Annotated in this window: 14 protein-coding genes and 2 pseudogenes; 11 read left to right on the top strand and 5 right to left on the bottom strand. The window is 70.9% G+C overall.

Annotated elements, in window-relative coordinates:
* The first annotated feature begins 229 nt into the window (after positions 1–229).
* Positions 230–2,089 (top strand): NAD-binding protein, encoded by a 1,860-nt coding sequence (locus tag AB0I54_RS33615; protein WP_363300018.1) that lies wholly within the window; start codon positions 230–232, stop codon positions 2,087–2,089.
* A gap of 18 nt (positions 2,090–2,107) precedes the next feature.
* Here the strand turns inward: AB0I54_RS33615 and AB0I54_RS33610 are convergent, their stop codons facing one another.
* The gene (locus AB0I54_RS33610) at positions 2,108–2,614 is read right to left on the bottom strand and encodes a hypothetical protein (protein WP_363300017.1); all 507 of its coding nucleotides are present in this window, start codon (positions 2,612–2,614) and stop codon (positions 2,108–2,110) included.
* A 296-nt stretch (positions 2,615–2,910) separates the two neighbouring features.
* Between AB0I54_RS33610 and AB0I54_RS33605 the strand changes: the two are divergent.
* From AB0I54_RS33605 to AB0I54_RS33570, 8 genes and pseudogenes are all read left to right on the top strand, one after another.
* Positions 2,911–4,748: pseudogene (locus tag AB0I54_RS33605) on the top strand (APC family permease); the annotation flags it as partial.
* 237 nt (positions 4,749–4,985) lie between these two features.
* Positions 4,986–5,075, top strand: coding sequence for a K(+)-transporting ATPase subunit F (gene kdpF, locus AB0I54_RS33600; RefSeq protein WP_016434100.1), 90 nt, complete (start codon positions 4,986–4,988; stop codon positions 5,073–5,075).
* Positions 5,076–5,082: 7 nt separating this feature from the next.
* Positions 5,083–6,783, top strand: coding sequence for a potassium-transporting ATPase subunit KdpA (gene kdpA / locus AB0I54_RS33595; RefSeq protein WP_363300016.1), 1,701 nt, complete (start codon positions 5,083–5,085; stop codon positions 6,781–6,783).
* Complete coding sequence (gene kdpB / locus AB0I54_RS33590) at positions 6,780–8,921, top strand: potassium-transporting ATPase subunit KdpB (RefSeq protein ID WP_363300015.1); 2,142 nt, start codon at positions 6,780–6,782, stop codon at positions 8,919–8,921. The genes kdpA and kdpB overlap by 4 nt, the downstream gene beginning before the upstream one ends.
* Before the next feature lie 5 nt (positions 8,922–8,926).
* Positions 8,927–9,595 (top strand): potassium-transporting ATPase subunit C, encoded by a 669-nt coding sequence (locus AB0I54_RS33585; RefSeq protein WP_363300014.1) that lies wholly within the window; start codon positions 8,927–8,929, stop codon positions 9,593–9,595.
* A gap of 17 nt (positions 9,596–9,612) precedes the next feature.
* Positions 9,613–9,822 (top strand): annotated as a pseudogene (locus AB0I54_RS33580) (diaminopimelate decarboxylase); the annotation flags it as partial.
* Positions 9,823–9,962: 140 nt separating this feature from the next.
* On the top strand, positions 9,963–11,780 hold the full coding sequence (locus AB0I54_RS33575) for an APC family permease (RefSeq protein ID WP_363300013.1): 1,818 nt from the start codon (positions 9,963–9,965) through the stop codon (positions 11,778–11,780).
* A gap of 107 nt (positions 11,781–11,887) precedes the next feature.
* Positions 11,888–13,396, top strand: a complete 1,509-nt coding sequence (locus tag AB0I54_RS33570; RefSeq protein ID WP_363300012.1) for a glycoside hydrolase family 43 protein — start codon at positions 11,888–11,890, stop codon at positions 13,394–13,396.
* A gap of 97 nt (positions 13,397–13,493) precedes the next feature.
* Here AB0I54_RS33570 and AB0I54_RS33565 read toward each other — a convergent pair whose 3' ends face one another.
* Positions 13,494–13,700 carry a DUF5999 family protein gene (locus tag AB0I54_RS33565; protein WP_316764346.1) on the bottom strand — a complete coding sequence of 69 codons (207 nt, stop codon included), beginning with the start codon at positions 13,698–13,700 and terminating at the stop codon, positions 13,494–13,496.
* A gap of 342 nt (positions 13,701–14,042) precedes the next feature.
* Entirely contained in the window at positions 14,043–14,627 is a 585-nt protein-coding gene (locus AB0I54_RS33560; RefSeq protein WP_363300011.1) for a hypothetical protein, read from the bottom strand.
* A gap of 556 nt (positions 14,628–15,183) precedes the next feature.
* On the opposite strand from AB0I54_RS33560, the gene AB0I54_RS33555 reads away from it, so the two are divergent.
* Entirely contained in the window at positions 15,184–16,701 is a 1,518-nt protein-coding gene (locus AB0I54_RS33555; protein WP_363300010.1) for a glutamate--cysteine ligase, read from the top strand.
* Positions 16,702–16,737: 36 nt separating this feature from the next.
* Here AB0I54_RS33555 and AB0I54_RS33550 read toward each other — a convergent pair whose 3' ends face one another.
* Entirely contained in the window at positions 16,738–18,510 is a 1,773-nt protein-coding gene (locus AB0I54_RS33550) for a substrate-binding and VWA domain-containing protein (RefSeq protein ID WP_363300009.1), read from the bottom strand.
* A 120-nt stretch (positions 18,511–18,630) separates the two neighbouring features.
* On the opposite strand from AB0I54_RS33550, the gene AB0I54_RS33545 reads away from it, so the two are divergent.
* Positions 18,631–19,431 (top strand): CPBP family intramembrane glutamic endopeptidase, encoded by an 801-nt coding sequence (locus AB0I54_RS33545; RefSeq protein WP_363300008.1) that lies wholly within the window; start codon positions 18,631–18,633, stop codon positions 19,429–19,431.
* On the opposite strand, the gene AB0I54_RS33540 is transcribed toward AB0I54_RS33545, so the two are convergent.
* Positions 19,421–20,233 (bottom strand): PhzF family phenazine biosynthesis protein, encoded by an 813-nt coding sequence (locus tag AB0I54_RS33540; protein WP_363300007.1) that lies wholly within the window; start codon positions 20,231–20,233, stop codon positions 19,421–19,423. The genes AB0I54_RS33545 and AB0I54_RS33540 overlap by 11 nt on opposite strands.
* Between the last annotated feature and the right edge of the window lie 468 nt (positions 20,234–20,701).

Raw genomic sequence — 20,701 nt, 5'->3', positions numbered from 1 at the left:
GGGACGTCGTCGCCCTGGTCGCGGTCGCCTCGCAGGGCAGTCGTACGGCCGGTGTCGTCGCGGCGCTCTCGGCGGCGGCCCGCTGACGGGATGTGCTTGGCATGTTCTTGACGCATTCTTGGGGCCGGTGCCGTGCCCGGCCGGAACCGGCCCCGCGACCCGCGCCGTTCAGCCTCATGTGACATCAACCCTTCCCATACCCGCGGAGCCCGGGCAGAGAGCACAGCACATGGTGATCTGCGGCGACGACGGACTCGCCCACCGGCTCGCCCTCGAACTGGACGCCGTGTGCGGCGAGATCGTCACCGTCGTGCTGCCCTCCGGGAGCGATGAGCACGGCGCTGGGATCGCCGTGCTGCACCGCGATCCGGACTCCCCGGTCGAACTGCTCGTCTCCGCACGGCCCGACGAGCGGACCCTGCGGGCCGCGGGCGTCGAGCGTGCCGCCGCGCTCGCCCTCACCTACCGCGACGACCAGGTCAACATGACCGCGGCCCTGCTGGCCCGTACCGTCAACCCCGCCGTACGGCTGGTCGTCCGCATGTTCGATCGTGAGCGCGGCCGGCACCTGGAGCGGCTGCTGGACCGTGCGGCGGGACTGTGCGACGACCTGGCACATGACACCTCCACCACGGTGCTCTCCGACGCCGACACCGCGGTGCCCGAACTGGTCGCGGCCGCCGCCGTGGGACACGGCCACACCCTCCAGGTCGAGGGCAAGGTCTTCCGCGGTGTCGTACGGCCCGCGGGGACGCCACCGCACGCCACCGACCTGGCCACTCTCGCCGTACTGTCCGGCGCTCACCAGGACGACCCGGCCAGCCAGGACAGCGCGGAGACGCCCGGCGAGGAGGGCACCCAGCTCCTGCCGGACACGCAGACCGCCGACCACAGGCAGGTCACGCACGGTCGGCTCATGCTGGAGGAGGTCATCCAGCACACCCCCGAACCGGCGGCCCGCACCCGGCGCCGCCACCTCCGCGGCTGGCTGCGGGCGCGGCTCACCCATCTGCCGTGGAAGGTTCTGCTCTCGCGTCAACTCGCTTCCGTCTACGGGTCCTTGGCGGCCATCGTGGTGGGGCTCTCGACCGCCACCGCGCTGTTCGCGGACGAACACCCGTGGTGGAAGAACATCTACCTGCCGCTGCTGGACATCTTCACCATGGGCGACCCGGCCACCGAGGAGTCGGTCGCCCGGCGCGTGCTCCAGCTGATCGCCGGGTTCGTGGGCCTGGCCGTGCTCCCGCTGGTCGTCGCCGCGACCATGAACGCCACGGAGGCCTTCCGTACCGCCTCCGCGAGCCATCCGCCCGACGACGACGTGAACGGCCACATCGTGCTGGTCGGGCTCGGCATGGTCGGCACCCGGGTACTGGCCCGGCTGCGCAGCACCGGCCACCAGGTCGTGGCCATCGAGCGCGACCCGCAGGCGCGCGGCATCTCGCTCGCCCGCGAACTCGGCATCCCGCTCGTCCTGGAGGACGCCGCCGCCCCGGGCGTGCTGGAACTGGCCCGCGTCGGAGACAGCCGGTCACTGCTCGTCCTCACCCGCGACGACGGACAGAACCTCGACATCGTGATGGCGGTCCGGGAGACCAACCCCGGTGTACGGGTGGTGATGCGGCTGTACGACGACGACTTCGCCGCGACCGTGCAGCGCACCCTGCGCGCCTCCTATCCGGACGCGCTCACCCGCAGCCGAAGCGTCTCCGCGCTGGCCGCGCCCACCTTCGCCGCCGCGATGATGGGCCGCCATGTGCTGGGCGTGATGCCCGTGGAGCGTGGCTCACTGCTGTTCACCTGCGTGGACGTGGCAGGGCACCCCGAGCTGGAGGGGCGGTCCGTGCGCGAGGCGTTCCGGGAGAACGAGTGGCGGGTGCTGGCCGTGGGGGCGGCCGCCGGGCCGGTGCCGACGTCCGCCATGGACACCCTCACCGGACTCCGCCCGGACCGGCCGGGCTTCGACTGGCGTCCCGCGCAGGGGAAGGTGCTGCGGGCGGGAGACCGGGTCGTCCTGGCGACCACACGGCGCGGCCTGGACATCCTGATGACGGGGGTGCAGCCGCATCCGGCGGGCCGGCGGGGGTGAGAAACGCCGGCACCGGGCCTACTCCAGCCCGGACGCCCTGAACACGCTCAGCGCCGTCTCCCGCTCGATCCGCTCCGAGACGCGGCGCAGCGCGGTCGTCCCGCACAGCAGGGTCCCGGACCGCTCGGACTTCCGGGCGTCCGCGTCGAAGCGGTACCAGAGGTCGGGGTTGTCCACCAGGACCTGGGGGTCGATCTCGACCCGGTCGCCGAAGGCGTCCCGCAGGACGAGGCGCCGGGAGACGCCGTCCAGGCAGCGCACGGACACCAGCACGTCGGTGCGCACCCGCCGGGTGCGCACCAGACGGCGGGAGGCGAGCCAGCCTTCGCCCGCCGAGACCCGCGCCGGGGACAGGACCAGGAACAGCACCAGCGCCAGTGCGACCCACAGGGTGCCGCGCCACCAGGTGAGGTCGCACGTGCCCCAGTCGATCAGGAACAGCATGCCGAGCAGCACGCCGGAGCAGCGGGCCGAGCTGTACAGATCCTCGGCCCAGCGGCGGTCGTACAGCACGCGGCGCTCCATGCGCCCGAGCGTAGAGACCCGGGGAGCCGGGAGAACGCCGCTTCGGCCCGCCTTGACGCGACTCTGACGAGCGGTTCTGCCTTCTTGACGCCGGTGCGGCGCGGACGGGCGTTGCCCGCGTCACACTCCCGTCAAGAGCACGTCAAGGTCGTGGGGTTCGGCGGGAAGAACGCGCCAGGAGCCGCCGGGTGCGGCCGGATCGGGACAGAACCTAGGTGCACCGCGCGGCCAGCCCCGCGCGCGGCCGTTCGTCCCGTACTGCGGCTCGTTCGTCCCGTCCTGAGGAGCACTCGCCCATATCCGTACTGACCGTCGAACCGGGCGCCGTCCCCGCCGGCGAGGAGCCGCCCGATACCGGCGAGCGACACCGTCTGACCGCCGTCACCGGCCTCGCCGCGCTGTCGCTGGACGCGATGGCCTCGGTGGCGTACGGCCCCGAGGCGATCGTGCTCGTGCTCGCGGCGGCGGGCGCCCATGGCCTGGGCTTCACGCTCCCCGTCACCCTGGCGATCGCCGCCCTGCTGGCGGTGCTGGTCGCCTCCTACCGGCAGGTGATCGCGGCCTTCCCGGACGGCGGCGGCTCCTACGCGGTCGCCAACACGCATCTGGGCGCGCGCACCAGCCTGGTGGCGGCCGCCTCCCTGGTGCTGGACTACGTCCTGAACGTCGCCGTCGCCGTCACGGCCGGCGTGGCCGCCCTGACCTCCGCCTTCCCGGCACTGTACGGCGACCGGCTGTGGCTGTGCCTGCCGTCCTCGTACTGATCACGGCGGTCAATCTGCGCGGCATCGTGGAATCGGCCAAGGCGTTCATCGTGCCCACCGCCGTCTTCGTCGGCTCCATTTTCGTGCTGATCATCGTCGGGCTGTTCCGGTCCGCGCCGGTGAGCACCGCCACGGCGGCCGGCCACGCCTCGGCCCTGGCCGACAACGCGACCACCGTGGGCGCCCTGCTCCTGCTGAAGGCGTTCGCCTCCGGGTGCTCCGCCCTGACCGGCGTCGAGGCCATCGCCAACGCCGTCCCGTCCTTCCGGGTCCCGCGCGCCCGGCGCGCCCAGCGGGCCGAGGTCGCCCTCGGCGCCGTACTCGGCGCGATGCTGATCGGCCTGTCGGTGCTGATCTCCCGCTTCCACCTCCAGCCGGTCGAGGGCGTCACCGTCCTCGCCCAGCTGGCGGACGCCTCGCTCGGCCACAACTGGGCCTTCTACGTGATCCAGTTCGCCACGATGATCCTGCTGGCCCTGTCCGCGAACACCTCCTTCGGCGGCCTTCCGGTCCTGCTGAAGCTGCTCGCCCGGGACAACTACCTGCCGCATGTCTTCGCCCTGAAGGCCGACCGCCAGGTCCACCGGCACGGCGTGCTGACCCTCGCCGCGGTGTCGGCCGCGCTGCTCGTCTTCTCCGGCGGCGACACCAACACCCTGGTGCCGCTCTTCGCCATCGGCGTCTTCGTCGGCTTCACCATCGCCCAGGTCGGCATGGTCCGGCACTGGCGACTGGAGCGCACGCCCGGCCGGCGCGGCAAGGCGCTGCTCAACGGCTCCGGCGCGCTGCTGACCGGTGTCGCGACCGTCGTCGTCACCGCGAGCAAGTTCACCGAGGGCGCCTGGCTGATCGTCGTCGCGCTGCCGCTGCTGGTCATGGCCTTCGTCGCCGTGCACCGCGCCTACGCCCGCATCGGCGAGCGGTTGGGCCTGGGCCGGATACCCGAGGCCCCGCACCGCGAGCGCTCGGTCGTGATCGTGCCCGTCTCCAGTCTGTCCCGGCTCACCTCCGAGGCGCTGAGCGCCGCCGGCTCCCTGGGCGACGAGGTCCGCGCGGTGACCGTCTGCCATCCCGACCCCGAGGACCGCGCCCAGCTGCACGCCCTGGAGCGCGCCTGGGCCGAGTGGGACCCCGGGGTGCCGCTGGTCCGCCTGGCCTGCGAGCGCCGCAGCCTGGGCCGTCCCATCGCCGCGTACGTCTGTGAGGTCGCCGTGGCGGAGCCGGCCACCCGGGTCACCGTGCTGATCCCGGAGACCGAGCCGGAGCGGCTGTGGCAGAGGCTGCTGCAGAACCAGCGGGGCGCCGTCGTCGCGCACGCCGTGCGGCGGGAGACCGACGCGGTGATCTGCAGGCTGCGCTTCCGGCTGTCCCGAGGCGCCGGTCACCGTCGCCGTAAGGGCCCCGTCAAAGCCGTGTCGACCGCCGTAAGGGACCCGTCAACGGCGCTCGAATTCGGCCGGCCAGGCGGTTTCCTCTAAGCGTCCGGACTTCCCCGTCCTCATCCGAACCTCGACCCAGGAGTTCACGGTGGCCGATCTGGCCTTCGTCGTCACCACGATCGCGGTCTTCGCGCTGGTGGCCCTCGTCGCCAAGGGGGTGACGAAGCTGTGACCGCCGAGAACATCGTCGGCCTCGTCGTGGCCGTCGCCCTGCTGGGCTATCTCGTCCTCGCCCTGATCTTCCCGGAGAGGTTCTGAGACAGATATGGGTCCCGTAACCGCCGGCGTGCTCCAGCTGCTCGCCCTGATGGGCGCGCTGGCACTCTGCTACGTCCCCCTTGGCAACTACATGGCCAAGGTCTACTCCTCCGACAAGCACTGGCGCGTCGAGAAGTGGATCTACAAGGGCATCGGTGCCAATCCCGACACGGAGATGCGCTGGCCCGCGTATCTGCGTGGTGTCCTCGCCTTCTCCGCGGCGGGTGTCCTCTTCCTGTACCTGCTGCAGCGGATCCAGGGCTCGCTGCCCGGCTCGCTCGGCTTCGCCTCGATCGACGCGGACCAGGCGTTCAACACCGCCGCGTCCTTCGTGACCAACACCAACTGGCAGTCGTACTACGGCGAGCAGGCCATGGGCCACGTCGTGCAGACCGCCGGTCTGGCCGTCCAGAACTTCGTCTCCGCGGCCGTCGGCATCGCCGTCGCCGTGGCGCTGGTGCGCGGCTTCGCTCTCCCCCACTCTCGGCTCCGCTCGAGCGGGGGGACCCCCATGCGCACCGGTGAGCTCGGCAACTTCTGGTCCGACCTGGTGCGCGGCACGATCCGCATCCTGGTCCCGCTGGCCGCCGTCGCCGCCGTGGTGCTGGTGGCGTGCGGTGCGATCCAGAACTTCTCCGGCATCCATGAGGTCGGACAGTTCATGGGTGGCTCGCAGCAGTGGAACGGCGGCGCGGTCGCCTCCCAGGAGGCCATCAAGGAGCTGGGCACCAACGGCGGCGGCTACTTCAACGCCAACAGCGCCCACCCGTTCGAGAACCCCACCCCGTTCACGAACCTTTTCGAGATCTTCCTGATCCTGCTCATCCCGTTCGCGCTGACCCGCACCTTCGGCGTCATGGTCGGCTCGGTCAAGCAGGGCTACGCGATCCTCGCGGCCATGGCCACCATCTGGCTCGGCTTCACGGCCCTGATGATGTGGACCGAGTTCGCCCACCACGGCCCGGCGTTCCAGATCGCCGGCGGCGCGATGGAGGGCAAGGAGACCCGCTTCGGTGTCGGTGGCTCATCGATCTTCGCGGTGGCGACCACGCTGACCTCGACCGGCGCGGTGGACTCCTTCCACTCCTCGTTCACGGGCCTTGGCGGCGGCATCACGATGCTCTCGATGATGCTGGGTGAGATCGCGCCCGGTGGTACCGGCTCCGGCCTCTACGGCATGCTGATCATGGCGGTCATCGCGGTGTTCATCGCCGGTCTGATGGTCGGTCGTACGCCCGAGTACCTGGGCAAGAAGATCGGCTCGCGTGAGATCAAGCTGGCGGCCTGCTACATCCTGATCACCCCGGCGCTGGTGCTCGTCTTCACCGCGCTCGCGATGGCCCTGCCGACCCCGGCGAACTCGATGACCAACAGCGGGGCGCACGGATTCTCCGAGATCCTCTACGCCTACACGTCCGCCGCCAACAACAACGGCTCGGCCTTCGCCGGTCTGAACGCGGACACCCAGTGGTTCAACAGCACCCTGGGCCTGGCCATGCTGCTCGGCCGCTTCCTGCCGATGGTGTTCGTGCTGGCGCTCGCCGGCTCACTCGGCGAGCAGAAGCCCATCCCGGTCACCGCGGGCACCCTGCGCACCGAGAAGCCGCTGTTCACCGGCCTGCTGGTGGGCGCGATCCTGATCATCACCGGTCTGACCTACTTCCCGGCCCTCGCGCTGGGTCCGCTGGCCGAGGGGCTGGCGTCATGACCACTCGCACAGAGAAGCAAGAGGACTCCATGTCCACAGCCACCCCGACCCGGGCGCCGCACAGCGACGTCCCCACCGGGCACAAGCCCGCCGAAGGACGTGTCGGCGCGGGCCTCTTCGACCCCAAGCAGCTGGTCAAGTCACTGCCGGACGCCTTCCGCAAGCTCGACCCGCGGGTGATGGTCAAGTCGCCCGTGATGTTGGTGGTGTGGATCGGCTCGGTGCTGACCACGGTCTTCTCGTTCAAGGACCCGGGCGACTGGTTCGGCTGGGCGATCAGCGCCTGGCTGTGGCTGACCGTCGTCTTCGCCAACCTCGCGGAGGCCGTCGCCGAGGGCCGGGGCAAGGCGCAGGCCGACACCCTGCGCAAGGCCAAGACGGACACGGTGGCCCGGCGGCTCGTCGGCGACCGCGAGGAGCAGGTGCCCGGCACCGAGCTGAGGATCGGCGACCTGGTCGTCTGCGAGGCCGGTGACATCATCCCCGGTGACGGAGACGTCATCGAGGGCGTCGCCTCGGTGGACGAATCGGCGATCACCGGTGAGTCCGCCCCGGTGATCCGTGAGTCCGGCGGTGACCGGTCCGCGGTCACCGGCGGTACGAAGGTTCTGTCCGACCGCATCGTCATCAAGATCACGACGAAGCCGGGTGAGACCTTCATCGACCGGATGATCAGCCTCGTCGAGGGCGCGGCCCGGCAGAAGACGCCGAACGAGATCGCGCTGAACATCCTGCTGGCGTCGCTGACGATCGTCTTCCTGCTCGCCTGCGCCACGCTGCCGCCGTTCGCCGACTACGCGGGCACCCATCTGACGATGGTCGTCCTGGTGGCCCTGCTGGTCTGTCTGATCCCGACCACGATCGGCGCGCTGCTCTCCGCGATCGGCATCGCGGGCATGGACCGCCTGGTCCAGCGCAACGTCCTGGCCATGTCGGGCCGCGCGGTCGAGGCCGCCGGTGACGTCTCCACGCTGCTGCTCGACAAGACCGGCACCATCACCCTGGGCAACCGGCAGGCGTCCGAGTTCGTGCCGGTGCGCGGTACCACGGAGGCCGAGGTCGCCGACGCCGCCCAGCTCTCCTCGCTGGCCGACGAGACGCCCGAGGGCCGCTCCATCGTCGTCCTGGCGAAGGAGAAGTACGGTCTGCGCGAGCGCCACCAGGGCGAGCTGGCGCACGCCGAGTGGATCGCCTTCACCGCCCAGACCCGGATGTCGGGCGTGGACGTCGACGGCAAGAAGATCCGCAAGGGCGCGGCCGGTTCGGTCATCGCCTGGGTCAAGGAGCAGGGCGGCACGGTCGCCGAGAACGCCGAGGACGCAGCCACCGTCGCCAACCGGATCTCCGAGGCCGGCGGGACCCCGCTGCTCGTCGCGGTCGAGGACACCGCAGGCGCCCGGATCCTGGGCGTCATCCACCTCAAGGACGTCGTCAAGGACGGTATGCGGGAGCGGTTCGACGAGTTGCGCCGCATGGGCATCAAGACCGTCATGATCACGGGTGACAACCCGCTGACCGCCAAGGCGATCGCCCAGGAGGCGGGCGTCGACGACTTCCTCGCGGAGGCCACACCCGAGGACAAGATGGCCCTCATCAAGAGGGAGCAGGCGGGCGGCAAGCTGGTCGCGATGACCGGTGACGGTACGAACGACGCCCCGGCGCTGGCACAGGCGGACGTCGGCGTGGCGATGAACACGGGTACGTCGGCCGCCAAGGAGGCCGGCAACATGGTCGACCTCGACTCGAACCCGACCAAGCTCATCGAGATCGTCGAGATCGGCAAGCAACTCCTCATCACCCGGGGCGCGTTGACCACGTTCTCCATCGCCAACGACGTCGCGAAGTACTTCGCGATCATCCCGGCGCTGTTCGCGGCGGTCTACCCCGGCCTGGACAGGCTCAACATCATGGGCCTGTCCTCGCCCGACTCCGCGATCCTGTCCGCCGTCGTCTTCAACGCGCTGATCATCATCGCGCTGGTGCCGCTGTCCCTGAAGGGCGTGCAGTACAGGCCGGTGAGCGCGGACCGGATGCTCCGCCGCAATCTCACGGTCTACGGCATCGGCGGACTGATCGCCCCCTTCATCGGTATCAAGATCATCGACATGATCATCTCTCTCATCCCCGGGATCGGCTGAACGCCATGAACAACTCCGTAAGCAACACGGCCCGGTTGCTCTGGGCCGGCCTGCGTGCCCTCCTCGTGCTGACCCTGGTGAACGGCGTCATCTACCCGCTGGCCGTCACCGGCATCGCCCAGGGACTGTTCGACGACAAGGCGAACGGCTCCGAGACCGAGGCGGACGGCAAGGTCGTCGGCTCCTCGCTGATCGGCCAGGCGTACAACCTGCCGCTGAAGAAGGGTCAGGAGACCCCCGAGCCCGACCTGAAGTGGTTCCAGGGCCGCCCGCAGAACGGCCTCGGCACCAACGGCGTCAACACCCGGTACAAGCTGATCCTGTCCGGCGCCACCAACCGTTCCGGTGACAACGCCGATCTGATCAAGTGGGTCAAGGACGCCAAGGCCGCGGTCGTCAAGGACAACTCGGTGCCCGGCCACAGGGTCAAGCCTGCCGAGGTCCCCGCCGATGCGGTGACCTCCTCCGGCTCCGGCCTGGACCCGGACATCTCCCCGCAGTACGCGAAGATCCAGGTCCACCGGGTCGCCGAGAAGAACAACCTGCCCGTCGACAAGGTGGAGAAGCTCGTGAAGGACCACACCGAGGGCCGCACCCTCGGCTTCATGGGCGAGCCCCGAGTGAACGTCCTCGAACTCAACATCGCGCTCAAGGAACTGATCAAGGGCAACTGATGACCCGAGTGCTGGTCGGCGACGTCCTCGCCACCGATGCCGAGCTCCCCGACGACGTATGCCCCGGAGACCTGCTCGCCGTCCCCGTGGCCGGTGCCTATCACCTGTCCATGGCCTCCGGCTACAACCTGGTCGGCCGCCTGCCGGTGGCCGCCGTGCGCGCGGGGCCGGCCCGCCTCCTGGTCCGCCGCGAGTCCCTGGACGACGTCCGCAACAGGGATGTGGGTTGTAACCCGCCCTCATCGTGCGGACCCTCCAGGCCCGCGGCGCCGGCCGACCGACCCGCCCGGGCCCTGCCGGAGGGCGCGCGGACGGCTCCCCGCTGAGACTGGTGCCGATCGTCCGACCCGGCCGTGGTGAGGTCCCGATGGCATATGGCCTGGCACATCGTCAGCTGAGACCCAGGGTTCCGCTGCGCCCCGGTGAAGGGGAGAAGCACCACCTCACCAGCCTGGAGGGTCTGGCCGCGCTGTCCCTGGACGCGCTCAGTTCGGTGGCGTACGGGCCCGAGGCGATCGTGCTGGCGCTGGTGGTCGCGGGGACCGGGGCCCTGACGGCCACGCTGCCGATCACGCTGGCGATCGTCTTCCTGCTCGTGGTCCTCGTGATCTCCTACGCCCAGGTGATCGCCGTACACCCGGACGGCGGAGGCGCCTACGCCGTGGCCAAGAAGGACCTCGGCCCGACCACCAGTCTGCTCGCCGCGGCCAGTCTGGTCGTCGACTACGTCCTCACCGTCGCCGTCAGCCTCACCGCCGGAGCGGACGCCCTCGCCTCCGCGTTCCCCGCCCTCGCCGGGGACAAGCTCTGGGTGTGCCTGGTGGGCCTCGCCGTGCTGGCGGCCGTGAATCTGCGGGGCATCACCGACAGTGCCCGGGTGCTCATGCTTCCCACCGCGCTGTTCATCGTGGCCATCCTCGGTGTCATCGTCCTCGGACTGCTGCGCACGCACCCGGTGGCCGTCGTCGGCACCGCGGAGTCCTTCCCGGCCCAGGAGTCGCTCGGTCTGCTGCTGATCCTCAAGGCGTTCTCGTCCGGCTGTTCCGCCCTGACGGGCGTCGAGGCCATCGCCAACGCCGTGCCGACCTTCCGCACCCCGCGCGTCAGGCGCGCCCAGAGCACCGAACTCATGCTCGGCGCGCTGCTGGGGACGATGCTCATCGGCATCGCCGTGCTGATCCGCCGCGACCATGTCGCCCCGCGCGGAGACGTCACCGTCCTGGCCCAGCTCACGGCCGGCGCCTACGGCGACGGCTGGGCGTACTACGCCACGAACATCCTCGTCACCGTCGTCCTGGGGCTCGCCGCCAACACCAGCTTCGGCGGGCTGCCGGTGCTGATGGGCCTGCTCGCCCGCGACCACCGTCTGCCGCATCTGTTCGGGCTGCGCGCGGAGCGTCCCGTCTACCGGTACGGCGTGCTGGCCCTGGCCCTGCTCGCCGCGCTGCTGCTGCTCGCCACCGGCGCCGACACCCACCGGCTGATCCCGCTGTTCGCGATCGGCGTGTTCATCGGCTTCACCCTCAGCCAGCTCGGTCTCGTCCGGCACTGGGCCACCGAGAGACCCGCCGGCTGGAGGCGCCGTGCCCTGATCAACGGCACCGGGGCGGTGCTGACCACCCTGGCCGGGATCATCCTGCTCACCACCAAGTTCCTGGAAGGAGCCTGGGTGGTCGTGGTCGCCGTACCGCTGATGATGCTGCTGTTCGCGCGCATCGAGCGCTACTACGCGACCGTCGGCCGGGAACTCGGACTGGGCCGGGTCCCCGAACCGCCCGACCGGCGCACCGGCAGCCTGGTGATCGTGCCGCTCGGCGAGGTCAGCAAACTCGCCCAGCACGCCATCACCGCCGCCCTGGCGCTGGGCGACGAGGTGGTCGCGGTCGCGGTGCACGCGGACCCGGAGAAGAGCCGTGCGCTGGAGGAAGCCTGGGACCGCTGGAACCCCGGGGTACGCCTCGATGTCATCGACAGCCCGCACCGCTCGCTCGTCCAGCCGATCGTCGACTACGTGCTGCGCGTCGCCGGGGACGGACGCCAGGTCGCCGTCCTCATCCCGGAGGTGGAACCGCTGCACCGCCGTTACGAGATCCTCCAGAACCAGCGCGGGCTGCTGCTGGCGACCGTGCTGCGGGCCCGTACCGATGTGGTGGTGTGCATGCTCCCCTACCGGCTGAGTGTCTGAGGCGTCCCAGGTGTCCGAGGCGTGCGAGGCGTGCGAGGCGTGCGAGGCGTTCCGATAGGATTCGCTTTCGAGTTCGAAACTTTCGACTTCGCGGCTCGGGGGCCTGTATGCGGACCTACTCCAACCCTGTCATCCCCGGATTCCACCCCGACCCCAGCGTGTGCCGGGTCGGTGCGGACCACTACCTCGTGTGCTCCAGCTTCGAGTACTTCCCCGGCGTCCCGCTCTTCCACAGCCGTGACCTGGTGCACTGGCGCCAGCTCGGCAATGTCCTCGACCGGCCGGGGCAGTTGGAGCTGCCCGACGACACCCCGGCCTCCGGCGGCATCTACGCCCCGACGATCCGCCACCACGACGGCCGCTTCCATGTGATCACCACGGACGTCGGCGGGCTCGGCACCTTCCTGGTCACCGCCGACCGGCCCGAAGGACCCTGGTCGGACCCCGTCCCGATCGACCTGCCCGGCATCGATCCCGACCTCGCCTGGGACGACGACGGGAACTGCTGGTGTGCCGTGGCCGGATGCCGGGTGGCCCGGATCGATCCGCTGACGGGCAAGGTGCTGGAGGGGCCGTTGCCGGTGTGGTCAGGGACGGGGCTGCGGGACCCGGAGGCGCCCCACCTCTACCGGATCGGCGCGTGGTGGTACCTGCTGATGGCCGAGGGCGGAACGGCGCTCGGTCACGGGGTCTCGGTCGCCCGCGCCCGCTCCCCGCGCGGCCCCTGGGAGCCGGCGCCCGGCAATCCGGTCCTCTCCCACCGGGGCACCGGCCTGCCGATCCAGTGCACCGGCCACGCCGACCTGGTCGAGGCGGCCGACGGCAGCTGGTGGATGGTTCTGCTCGGCACCCGGCCGCGCGGCTACTTCCCGGAGTTCCACGTCCTCGGGCGGGAGACCTTCCTGGCACCGGTCGAGTGGGTGGACGGCTGGCCCCGGGTCGGGCCGGTGCGGGAGCGGCATCCCGCGCCCGCCGCCTGGCACCCCGTCGAACCGCCGCCGGTGCGGGACGACTTCGACGCCGTGACGCCGGCGCCGTACTGGATATCGCCGCGCCGCCGGCCCGAGGGCTCCTGGTCGCTGACCGACCGGCCCGGATGGCTGACGCTGACGGCCACGGGCGACAGCCTCGACCGTCCCGGGCACACCTTCCTGGGGCGGCGCCAGCAGCACCCCGACTGCCGGGCGGCGGTCCTCGTCGATCCGGGTTCGGCGCGGGCCGGACTGTCGGTCCGCATGGACGAGGCCCACCACTACGACATCGAGGTGTGCGGGGGAGCGGTGAGCGTGATCGCGCGGATCGGGCCGGCGCGGCAGCGGCTCGCGGAACATCCCGTGCCACCCGGGCCGGTCACGCTGGTCGTCGACATCCGGACCACGGACGCGCAACCGCTCACGACGGCGACGGGCGGTCCCGACACGATCGCCTTCCTGGTGGAAACCCCCGCCGGGCCGGTGCGGCTGGCCGAACTCGACGGCCGCTATCTGTCCACCCAGGTCGCGACCGGGTTCACCGGACGCGTGATCGGAATGTATGTGACGCAGGGGCGCGCGGACTTCGACTGGTTCGAGTACCGCAGCACCGGGCCGGCGCATTCGACCGACTACGAGGAGTAGTCACCCCCGGACACGCGTCGGGGCCGGTGCGCACCAAGGGCGTGCGGGCCGGCCCCTCATGTCGCCGGGCGGAGCGGCGGACCGCCCGGGGTGGTACTCAGGCGGCGGTCATCACCCGGTCGGCACCCAGCGGGCGGTGCGGGGCGATGATCTGGCCGTCCGGCAGGAGCTCACCGGTGTCCTCGAAGAGCAGAACGCCGTTGCACAGCAGGCTCCATCCCTGCTCCGGGTGGTGCGCCATGAGGCGGGCGGACTCCCGGTCGGCGGATTCGGCTGTCGGGCACGGCGGCTGGTGCTGGCACATTGATGGGATCTTTCGCTGTGTCGTGGTCATGTTCGTCCCCCGTTGCGATTAAGTCGGTCGGAACCCAGTGTTGCTCTTTGGGCGTCAATCCGCAGGGATTTCGCAGCACCGCTTTCTCACAGGTTGATGACGCATCGGCCACGCGTCTGGTTCATCCCAACTGGGCAGCCACTTCGGGTGGTTCGGGATGGCCGGATGGGGCTAGTCCGCTCGGACCGGATGCCCTTTTCAGCTCGTCGGAGCGCTTTATTGCTCGTACGAGCGCAGGGGTGAGTAATAGCCGCAGGAAATGCAGTCGTACCCCGCCTCCGGAAATTGGAAACGGGGTACGAAAGGGGTGTGTCAGGCGGGTGAGCCGAGCAGTGGCACGGGAGTCACGCGATGGGTCAGCACCGGAAGCAGCTCGGCGACCCGGTGCGGGCGGTGCGCCGCGATGCCCGGCGGCGCCGGCGCCAGCGGGACGAGCAGGTCCGCGGCCGCCGGATGGCCCTCGGCGCCGTCCGCCGCGCAGTCGCCGTGCAGCCACAGGGTGAGCATGTACAGGCCGGGAACGGAGAGCAGGCGGGGCTGGTAGGGCTGTTGCATCGCCTCGGCCTGGCGCAGGGCGTGTTCCGTGGCGGCGATGTAGGGGCCCTCGAAGAAGTGCGAGAACGCCCAGCCGTCCGGCATCAGCCTGGTCTCGGCGGCGGCCACCGCGCGATCGCCGCACCGGATCAGGAAGCGCCACCCGGTGAGCCGGGTGGCGGACACGCCTTCGGGGGTGATCCGGTCCAGCACATGTACGGGCAGCGGGAGTTCGGGTGTGGCGGGTCCCTGGGCGTTGCGCAGGGAGGGAGTTCGGGCCTCGCGGACCGCGGTGGGGGAACCTAGGGCCGTGAGGACGGAGCGCAGTGCGGGCGCGGGGGCAGGAGGGACTTGCAGCGGCATGGTGGGTCGCCTCTCATTCGACAGGCGCGACGGCGCGAGGGAGGGGGCGGACGGCGCTGTCAGCTCGATGGGGTCAGAGAGGCGGGGGCCCGGGCCGGTGAGCGAGGGTGCGGATGAGGTCTGCCGCAGGTCACCTTGACGGCAGGAACCAGGACCGTGGGCGCCAACCTTCTGCCTTGTTCACGGAGTTTATACGACGGCTGTTCATATGATGTTTCCACTAGCCGTTTCCGGCGTCGCGAACAAGGCGCAATTCAGCCGCTGATTCGCGGGAATCCTCCCGAATCCCTGCCCGGTGGATACCCGCTGACCTCGGAATACGCTTCAGGGGCGGTCGGCTGAATGTCGTCGGCGTTTTTCACGAGGCTCTCGGGGCACCCGAAGTTGCATGATGCCCCATGCCCCGTGAATGTGCCCCTGGACACATTCCAACAGAGTAGCGGGCCCCGGGCCCCCGTGGGACGTTATCGATCGCCTCGGCTGGGCATCATCCCACCTGACCCGGGACACCCGGCGGCCGGATCCTCGGCCCGCCCGATCGAGGAGGGACACTTCGATGGGGGAGAAGGTCGTGGCAGGTGCGTTCGACCTGTCCGATCGCCAGCACTACCGGGAAAAGCTCCGGCGGTGTCTGACGGGACTGGAGCGGCTGCTGGTGGAGAAGCGGTTCGACCGCCCGAAGAATCTCATGGGCGTCGAGATCGAATTGAATCTCGCCGGTTCCGACGGTATGCCGAGAATGTTGAACGGCCAGGTGCTGGAACGTATCGCGAGCCGTGATTTCCAAACAGAACTCGCCATGTTCAATCTGGAAGTCAACATAGCCCCACACCGCCTGGGCGGCCGGGTATTCGACCGGCTGGCCGAGGAACTGCGGACCTCGCTGGCGTACGCCGACCGCAAGGCCGGGGAACTGGACGCCGGAATAGTGATGATCGGCATTCTGCCCACGCTCGACCGGGACGACCTGGTCTCCTCCAACCTCTCCGAGGTCGACCGCTACACCCTGCTCAACGACCAGATCGTGGCCGCCCGCGGCGAGGACTTCGTGCTCGACATCGAGGGGGTGGAACACCTCACCTGCACCTCGAAGTCCATCGTGCCCGAGGCCGCGTGCACCTCCGTCCAACTGCACCTCCAGGTCACCCCCGGCCGCTTCGCCGACGTGTGGAACGCGGCGCAGGCCGCCTGCGCGGCCCAGATCGCCGTCGGCGCCAACTCGCCCTTCCTGTTCGGCCACGAGCTGTGGCGCGAGTCGAGACCGCCGCTGTTCCTGCAGTCCACCGACACCCGCCCGCCCGAACTGCAGGCCCAGGGCGTGCGGCCGCGCACCTGGTTCGGCGAACGGTGGATCTCCTCCGCCCATGACCTGTTCGAGGAGAACCTGCGCTACTTCCCGGCCCTGCTCCCGATCTGCGACGAGGAGGACCCGCTGCGGGTGCTCGACGAGGGAGGCGTGCCCAAGCTCGCCGAACTCGTCCTGCACAACGGCACGGTGTACCGCTGGAACCGTCCGGTCTACGGCATCGCCGACGGCGTTCCGCATCTGCGCGTGGAGAACCGGGTCCTGCCCGCCGGACCGACCATCACCGACGTCATCGCGAACGCCGCCTTCTACTACGGCGTCGTCCGCGCCCTCGCCGAGGAGTCCCGTCCGGTGTGGACCCGGCTGCCCTTCGCGACGGCCGAGGCCAATTTCGACGCCGCGTGCCGGCACGGCATCGACGCCCGCTTCGTCTGGCCCCGGCGCGGACGCTACGGCGGTACGGCCGAGGTCGACGCCGTCACCCTCGTACGCGACGAACTCCTGCCGCTGGCCGAGGCGGGACTGGACGCGTGGGGTGTCGAAGCCGCCGACCGGGACCACTTCCTGGGCGTCATCGAGGAGCGCTGCCGCCGCCGTGTCAACGGCGCGAGCTGGCAGTCGGCGACCTTCCACCGCGCCCTGGAACAGGGGCTGTCCCGGCAGGCGGCGCTGGCCGCCACCACCCGGCGCTACCGCGAACTGATGCACATCGGGGAGCCGGTGCACACCTGGCCGGTGGGCCTGCCGGAGCCGGTGCCGCTGGGGTGAGGGCGGCACGGCCGCGCACCGAGAAAGGGCCGTCGGTCAGCCCGAGGCGTTCCGTGCCCCCGCCGCCACGATGGCCTGCAGGATGACCGAGTGGATCTGGGCGGGGACGCTGACCTCGTGGCCGGAGCCGCCGGTGGCCCGCGCGATCTCCTGGGCCTCCTTCCGGGAGGCATCCGGACCGACGGCGATGACGATGAGGGGCACCGGGCGCTCGGGGTTGCTGAGCTTCTGCAGTTGGGAGACGAGCCCGGCGCGGGAGATGCTGCCGGGATCCTGGTTCACCCCGTCGGTCAGCACGACCAGCGCGTTGAACTTGCCCTTCGCATACGACGAGGTGGCCGCCCGGTACGCGGCGAGGGTGGTGTCGTACAGACCGGTGGCGCCGCCGGGGACCGGCTCCAGTGCGCCGAACGCCGCCGACAGCCGGTCCCGCTGGGTGCCGCGGCCCCTGCGGTCGCCCAGCCGCTCTGTCCGCACCAGCACGCGGTAGTCCTTGTCGCCGTCCAGCCTGGCGGCGAACTCCCACAGACCGATCTCGTCCTCCGGCGTGAAGGTGGCGAGGGCCTGGAGCAGCGAGGCCTTGGTGACGTCCATACGGGACCGGCCCGTGTCCGCCACCGGCTCCGACATGGAGGCGGAGGCATCGACGACCGTGGTGATCCGGGCGCTCTGCACCGTGATCGTCCACGTCCCCAGCGCCTCCTGGAGCGCGGTGTCGGAGGCCGGCTCCGGGGACGGCTCCGCGTAGGGCTGCGGGCTGCGGCCGCCCGCCGCGGCGACGACCGACGGCGCCACGGAGCCGTCGTCCGCGCGGAAGCCGTACTTCTCCAGGAGCTTGTGCTGTGCGGGCTCCCGCAGATACGTCATGAACCGGATCGCGGCCCGGCTCTCGTCGGTGGTCAGCTCCGGCTCGTCGACGAGCGTGTAGGGGTAGTCGAGCGTCGGCGCACCGTCCGTGGGATAGAAGAGGTCCAGGTCTGTGCCGCCGCCGGCCGTCGAGTTGTGGGTGAACGCCGCCTGCTCGCTGAGGATCAGTGCCTGGTTGCGCCTGGGGTTGCCCTGCTCGGTGCCCGAGGAGTCGTGGGGCAGGGTGTCCAGGACCTGGCCGTCGGCCGCCGAGACGCGCTGGGACAGCGCCTTCATCATGGCCGCGGCCCGCGTGGCCCCGCCCTTCGCCTCGGCGGCGGCCGTGCTCAGCCTGGTGAGCGCGAGCAGCCCGGTCGCGCTGCGCGCCGGGTCCGCCGCGCCCAGCCTGAGCGAGTCGTCCGAGAGGGTGGCTGCGGCCAGTTCCGTCCAGGTGTACGTCTTCTTCGGCCACCCCAGCGACTTGGCGGCGGTGTGCAGCATCGCCACACCCACCGGCGTCGCGGCCACATTGCCCTCCGGTGTCACCTGCGTCGCCTTGCCGTCCGCGGTGACCCGCTGCACCCATACGTCCGAATCGGGCACCCACACCTGCGCGTCGGGCTTCCGGCCCGCGCTCAGGATGTCCGTGACCTTGGCGGAGTCCTGCGCCCTCACCGTGACGGCCACGCAGTTCCCGTCGGAGGTGAGGTTCTGCTTCCGGGCCCGCCCGGCCGCCGCCTCCAGGGCCGGGGCGACGTCGGGGGAGGCGGCGAGCGTCAGCCGTACCGGGTCGTCCTGGCAGGAGGAGCCGAAGGAGAGCAGCCCGCTGTGCACGGCGGCGGCCGTGCCGCCCGCGACGGTCAGGACGAGGGCGGTCGCGATGGCCACGCTGCGGCGACGGGCACGGGGGCGGGGGTCGGCCGTGCCCGCCCCGTACCGATCGGGCAAGCTGTGACGTCCCATGACGGTGGTGCCCCTCCCTGTCCCCCCGACAGTCCGTGGCGCACGTTCTTCGTAACTGCTTTCGAGACATTAGCGGGGCGAAGATGGGCATGGGGCGGGATTACCCAACTGGAGGCAGGTGTGCAGGTGGAGGCGGACCCGGTGGCCGATTCTTATCCGCTGGAGCGGCCCTCGCGACGGATGTTCCGGGACGAGACGCTGCTCGTGCTGGGGCTTTCGCTGGGCGCGAGCGGAGTGTCCGCCCTGATCAGCTTTGTCGGATCGGTCACGAAACCGGGCGGCCTCAAGGACCAGGCGGCCACCCTCAATGCCTCGGCCGCGCCGGGGCGTCCCTGGCTCGATCTCGCCTGGCAGCTGTTCGGTATCGCGTCGGCACTCGTGCCCGTCCTGCTCGTCGCCCATCTGTTGATGCGTGAGGGCGAGAGCCTGCGCACCCTCGGCTTCGACCGCACCCGCCCCTGGCCCGACCTCGGGCGGGGGGCGGGCGTCGCGGCCGTGATCGGCAGCACCGGGATCGCCTTCTACCTGGCCGCCCGCGGCCTCGGCTTCAATCTCACCGTGGTGCCCGAGGCGCTGCCCGATGTGTGGTGGAAGTACCCGGTGCTGATCCTCTCGGCGCTGCAGAACGCGATCCTCGAAGAGGTGATCGTCGTCGGCTATCTGCTGCGCAGGCTGGGCCAGTTGGGCTGGACCCCCGGCACCGCGCTGGTGGCCAGTTCCGTGCTGCGCGGCTCGTACCACCTGTACCAGGGCGTCGGCGGCTTCGTCGGCAACATGGTCATGGGCGTGGTGTTCGTCTATCTGTACCGGCGCTGGGGCCGGGTCGGTCCCCTGGTGGTGGCCCACTCCCTCCTCGACATCGGGGCGTTCGTGGGATACGCGGTGCTGGCGGGGAAGGTGGGCTGGCTGCCTACGGCGTGAGCAGCTCGCCCTCGATGGTGGTGACCGCTCGGCCGGTCAGCAGGGTGCGGTCGCCACGCAGTGCGGTGCGGACGAGACCGGAGCGCCGGGAGGCCTGGAGGCCGGTCAGCTCGGGGCGGCCCAGGCGCTCGGACCAATAGGGGGCCAGGGCGGTGTGGGCGCTGCCGGTGACCGGGTCCTCGTCGATGCCGACGTTGGGGAAGAAGCACCGCGAGACGAAGTCGTACCCCCGGGCCGGGTCCTCGGCACGGGCCGTGGCGATGATGCCGCGCGCGGAGTAGGCGCCGAGCGCCTTGTGGTCCGGGGCGAGCCCCAGGACGGTCTTCTCGTCGGCCAGCTCCACCACCAGGTCCCCGACGTTCGGCCCGGTGTCGAACGCCACGAGCGGCTCCGCGCCGAGCGCCTCGGCGACCCCGGCCGGGACCTCGACCGCGGTGAGCGGCGCGGTCGGGAAGTCCATGGTGATCCAGCCGTCCTCGCCGGGCGTGGCGACGAGCACACCGCTGCGGGTCGCGAACCGCACCGGGCCCTCGTGGGCGCCGCCGGTGTGCAGGACGTGGGCCGTGGCGAGCGTGGCGTGCCCGCACATCGCGACCTCGGCGACGGGCGTGAACCAGCGCAGCGCCCAGTCCGCCGCACCGCCCTTCGGCAGCGGGTGCGCGAACGCCGTCTCGGCGTGGTTGACCTCCATGGCGACGCTCTGGAGCCAGTCGTCGTCCGGGAACGCGTCGAGGAGCAGGACCCCGGCCGGGTTGCCGGCGAAGGGACGGTCGGTGAAGGCATCGACGATACGAATCCGCATGCGCCGACGCTAGACGCCCCGCGCACCCGGGCACCAAGGCCAATTCGAGGATGCTGGACCGATACCGCGGTGCGTCCCGGGGGCGAGTCGGGAGAGCGGCCGGAGCGCGGGCTTCACCGCGCGGCGGGTGTCGCGGGGGAGGGGCCACGGTGCTGTACGCCGAGCTTGGTCGGTGGGTGGGAGATTTCCGTGAGGTCGGGGCGCTGGGCGCGCATCGGCTGGCCGGCGGTGACGGTGCGTTTGCGGCCGGGGCGGGGAGCGGCCGGGGCGCGGGCTTCACCGCGCGGCGGGTGTCGCGGGGGCGGGCATCGGCCGGTCCGCGGTGACGGTGCGAACCGGAGGGGGCGGGAGCGCGGGGGCTCAGCGGTGGCGTGGTCGCCGGATTCCAGTTGGTCCAGGTGGGAGGCAAGGACCGCGGCCTGGACGTGGGGCTGTACGCCGAGCTTGGCCAGGAGGCGGGAGACTCCG

The sequence above is a fragment of the Streptomyces sp. NPDC050625 genome (assembly GCF_040654755.1).
In the GTDB taxonomy this organism is placed as follows: Bacteria; Actinomycetota; Actinomycetes; order Streptomycetales; family Streptomycetaceae; genus Streptomyces.
Note: the sequence above shows the minus strand (reverse complement) of the source record. Positions and strands in the feature narration are given on the sequence as shown.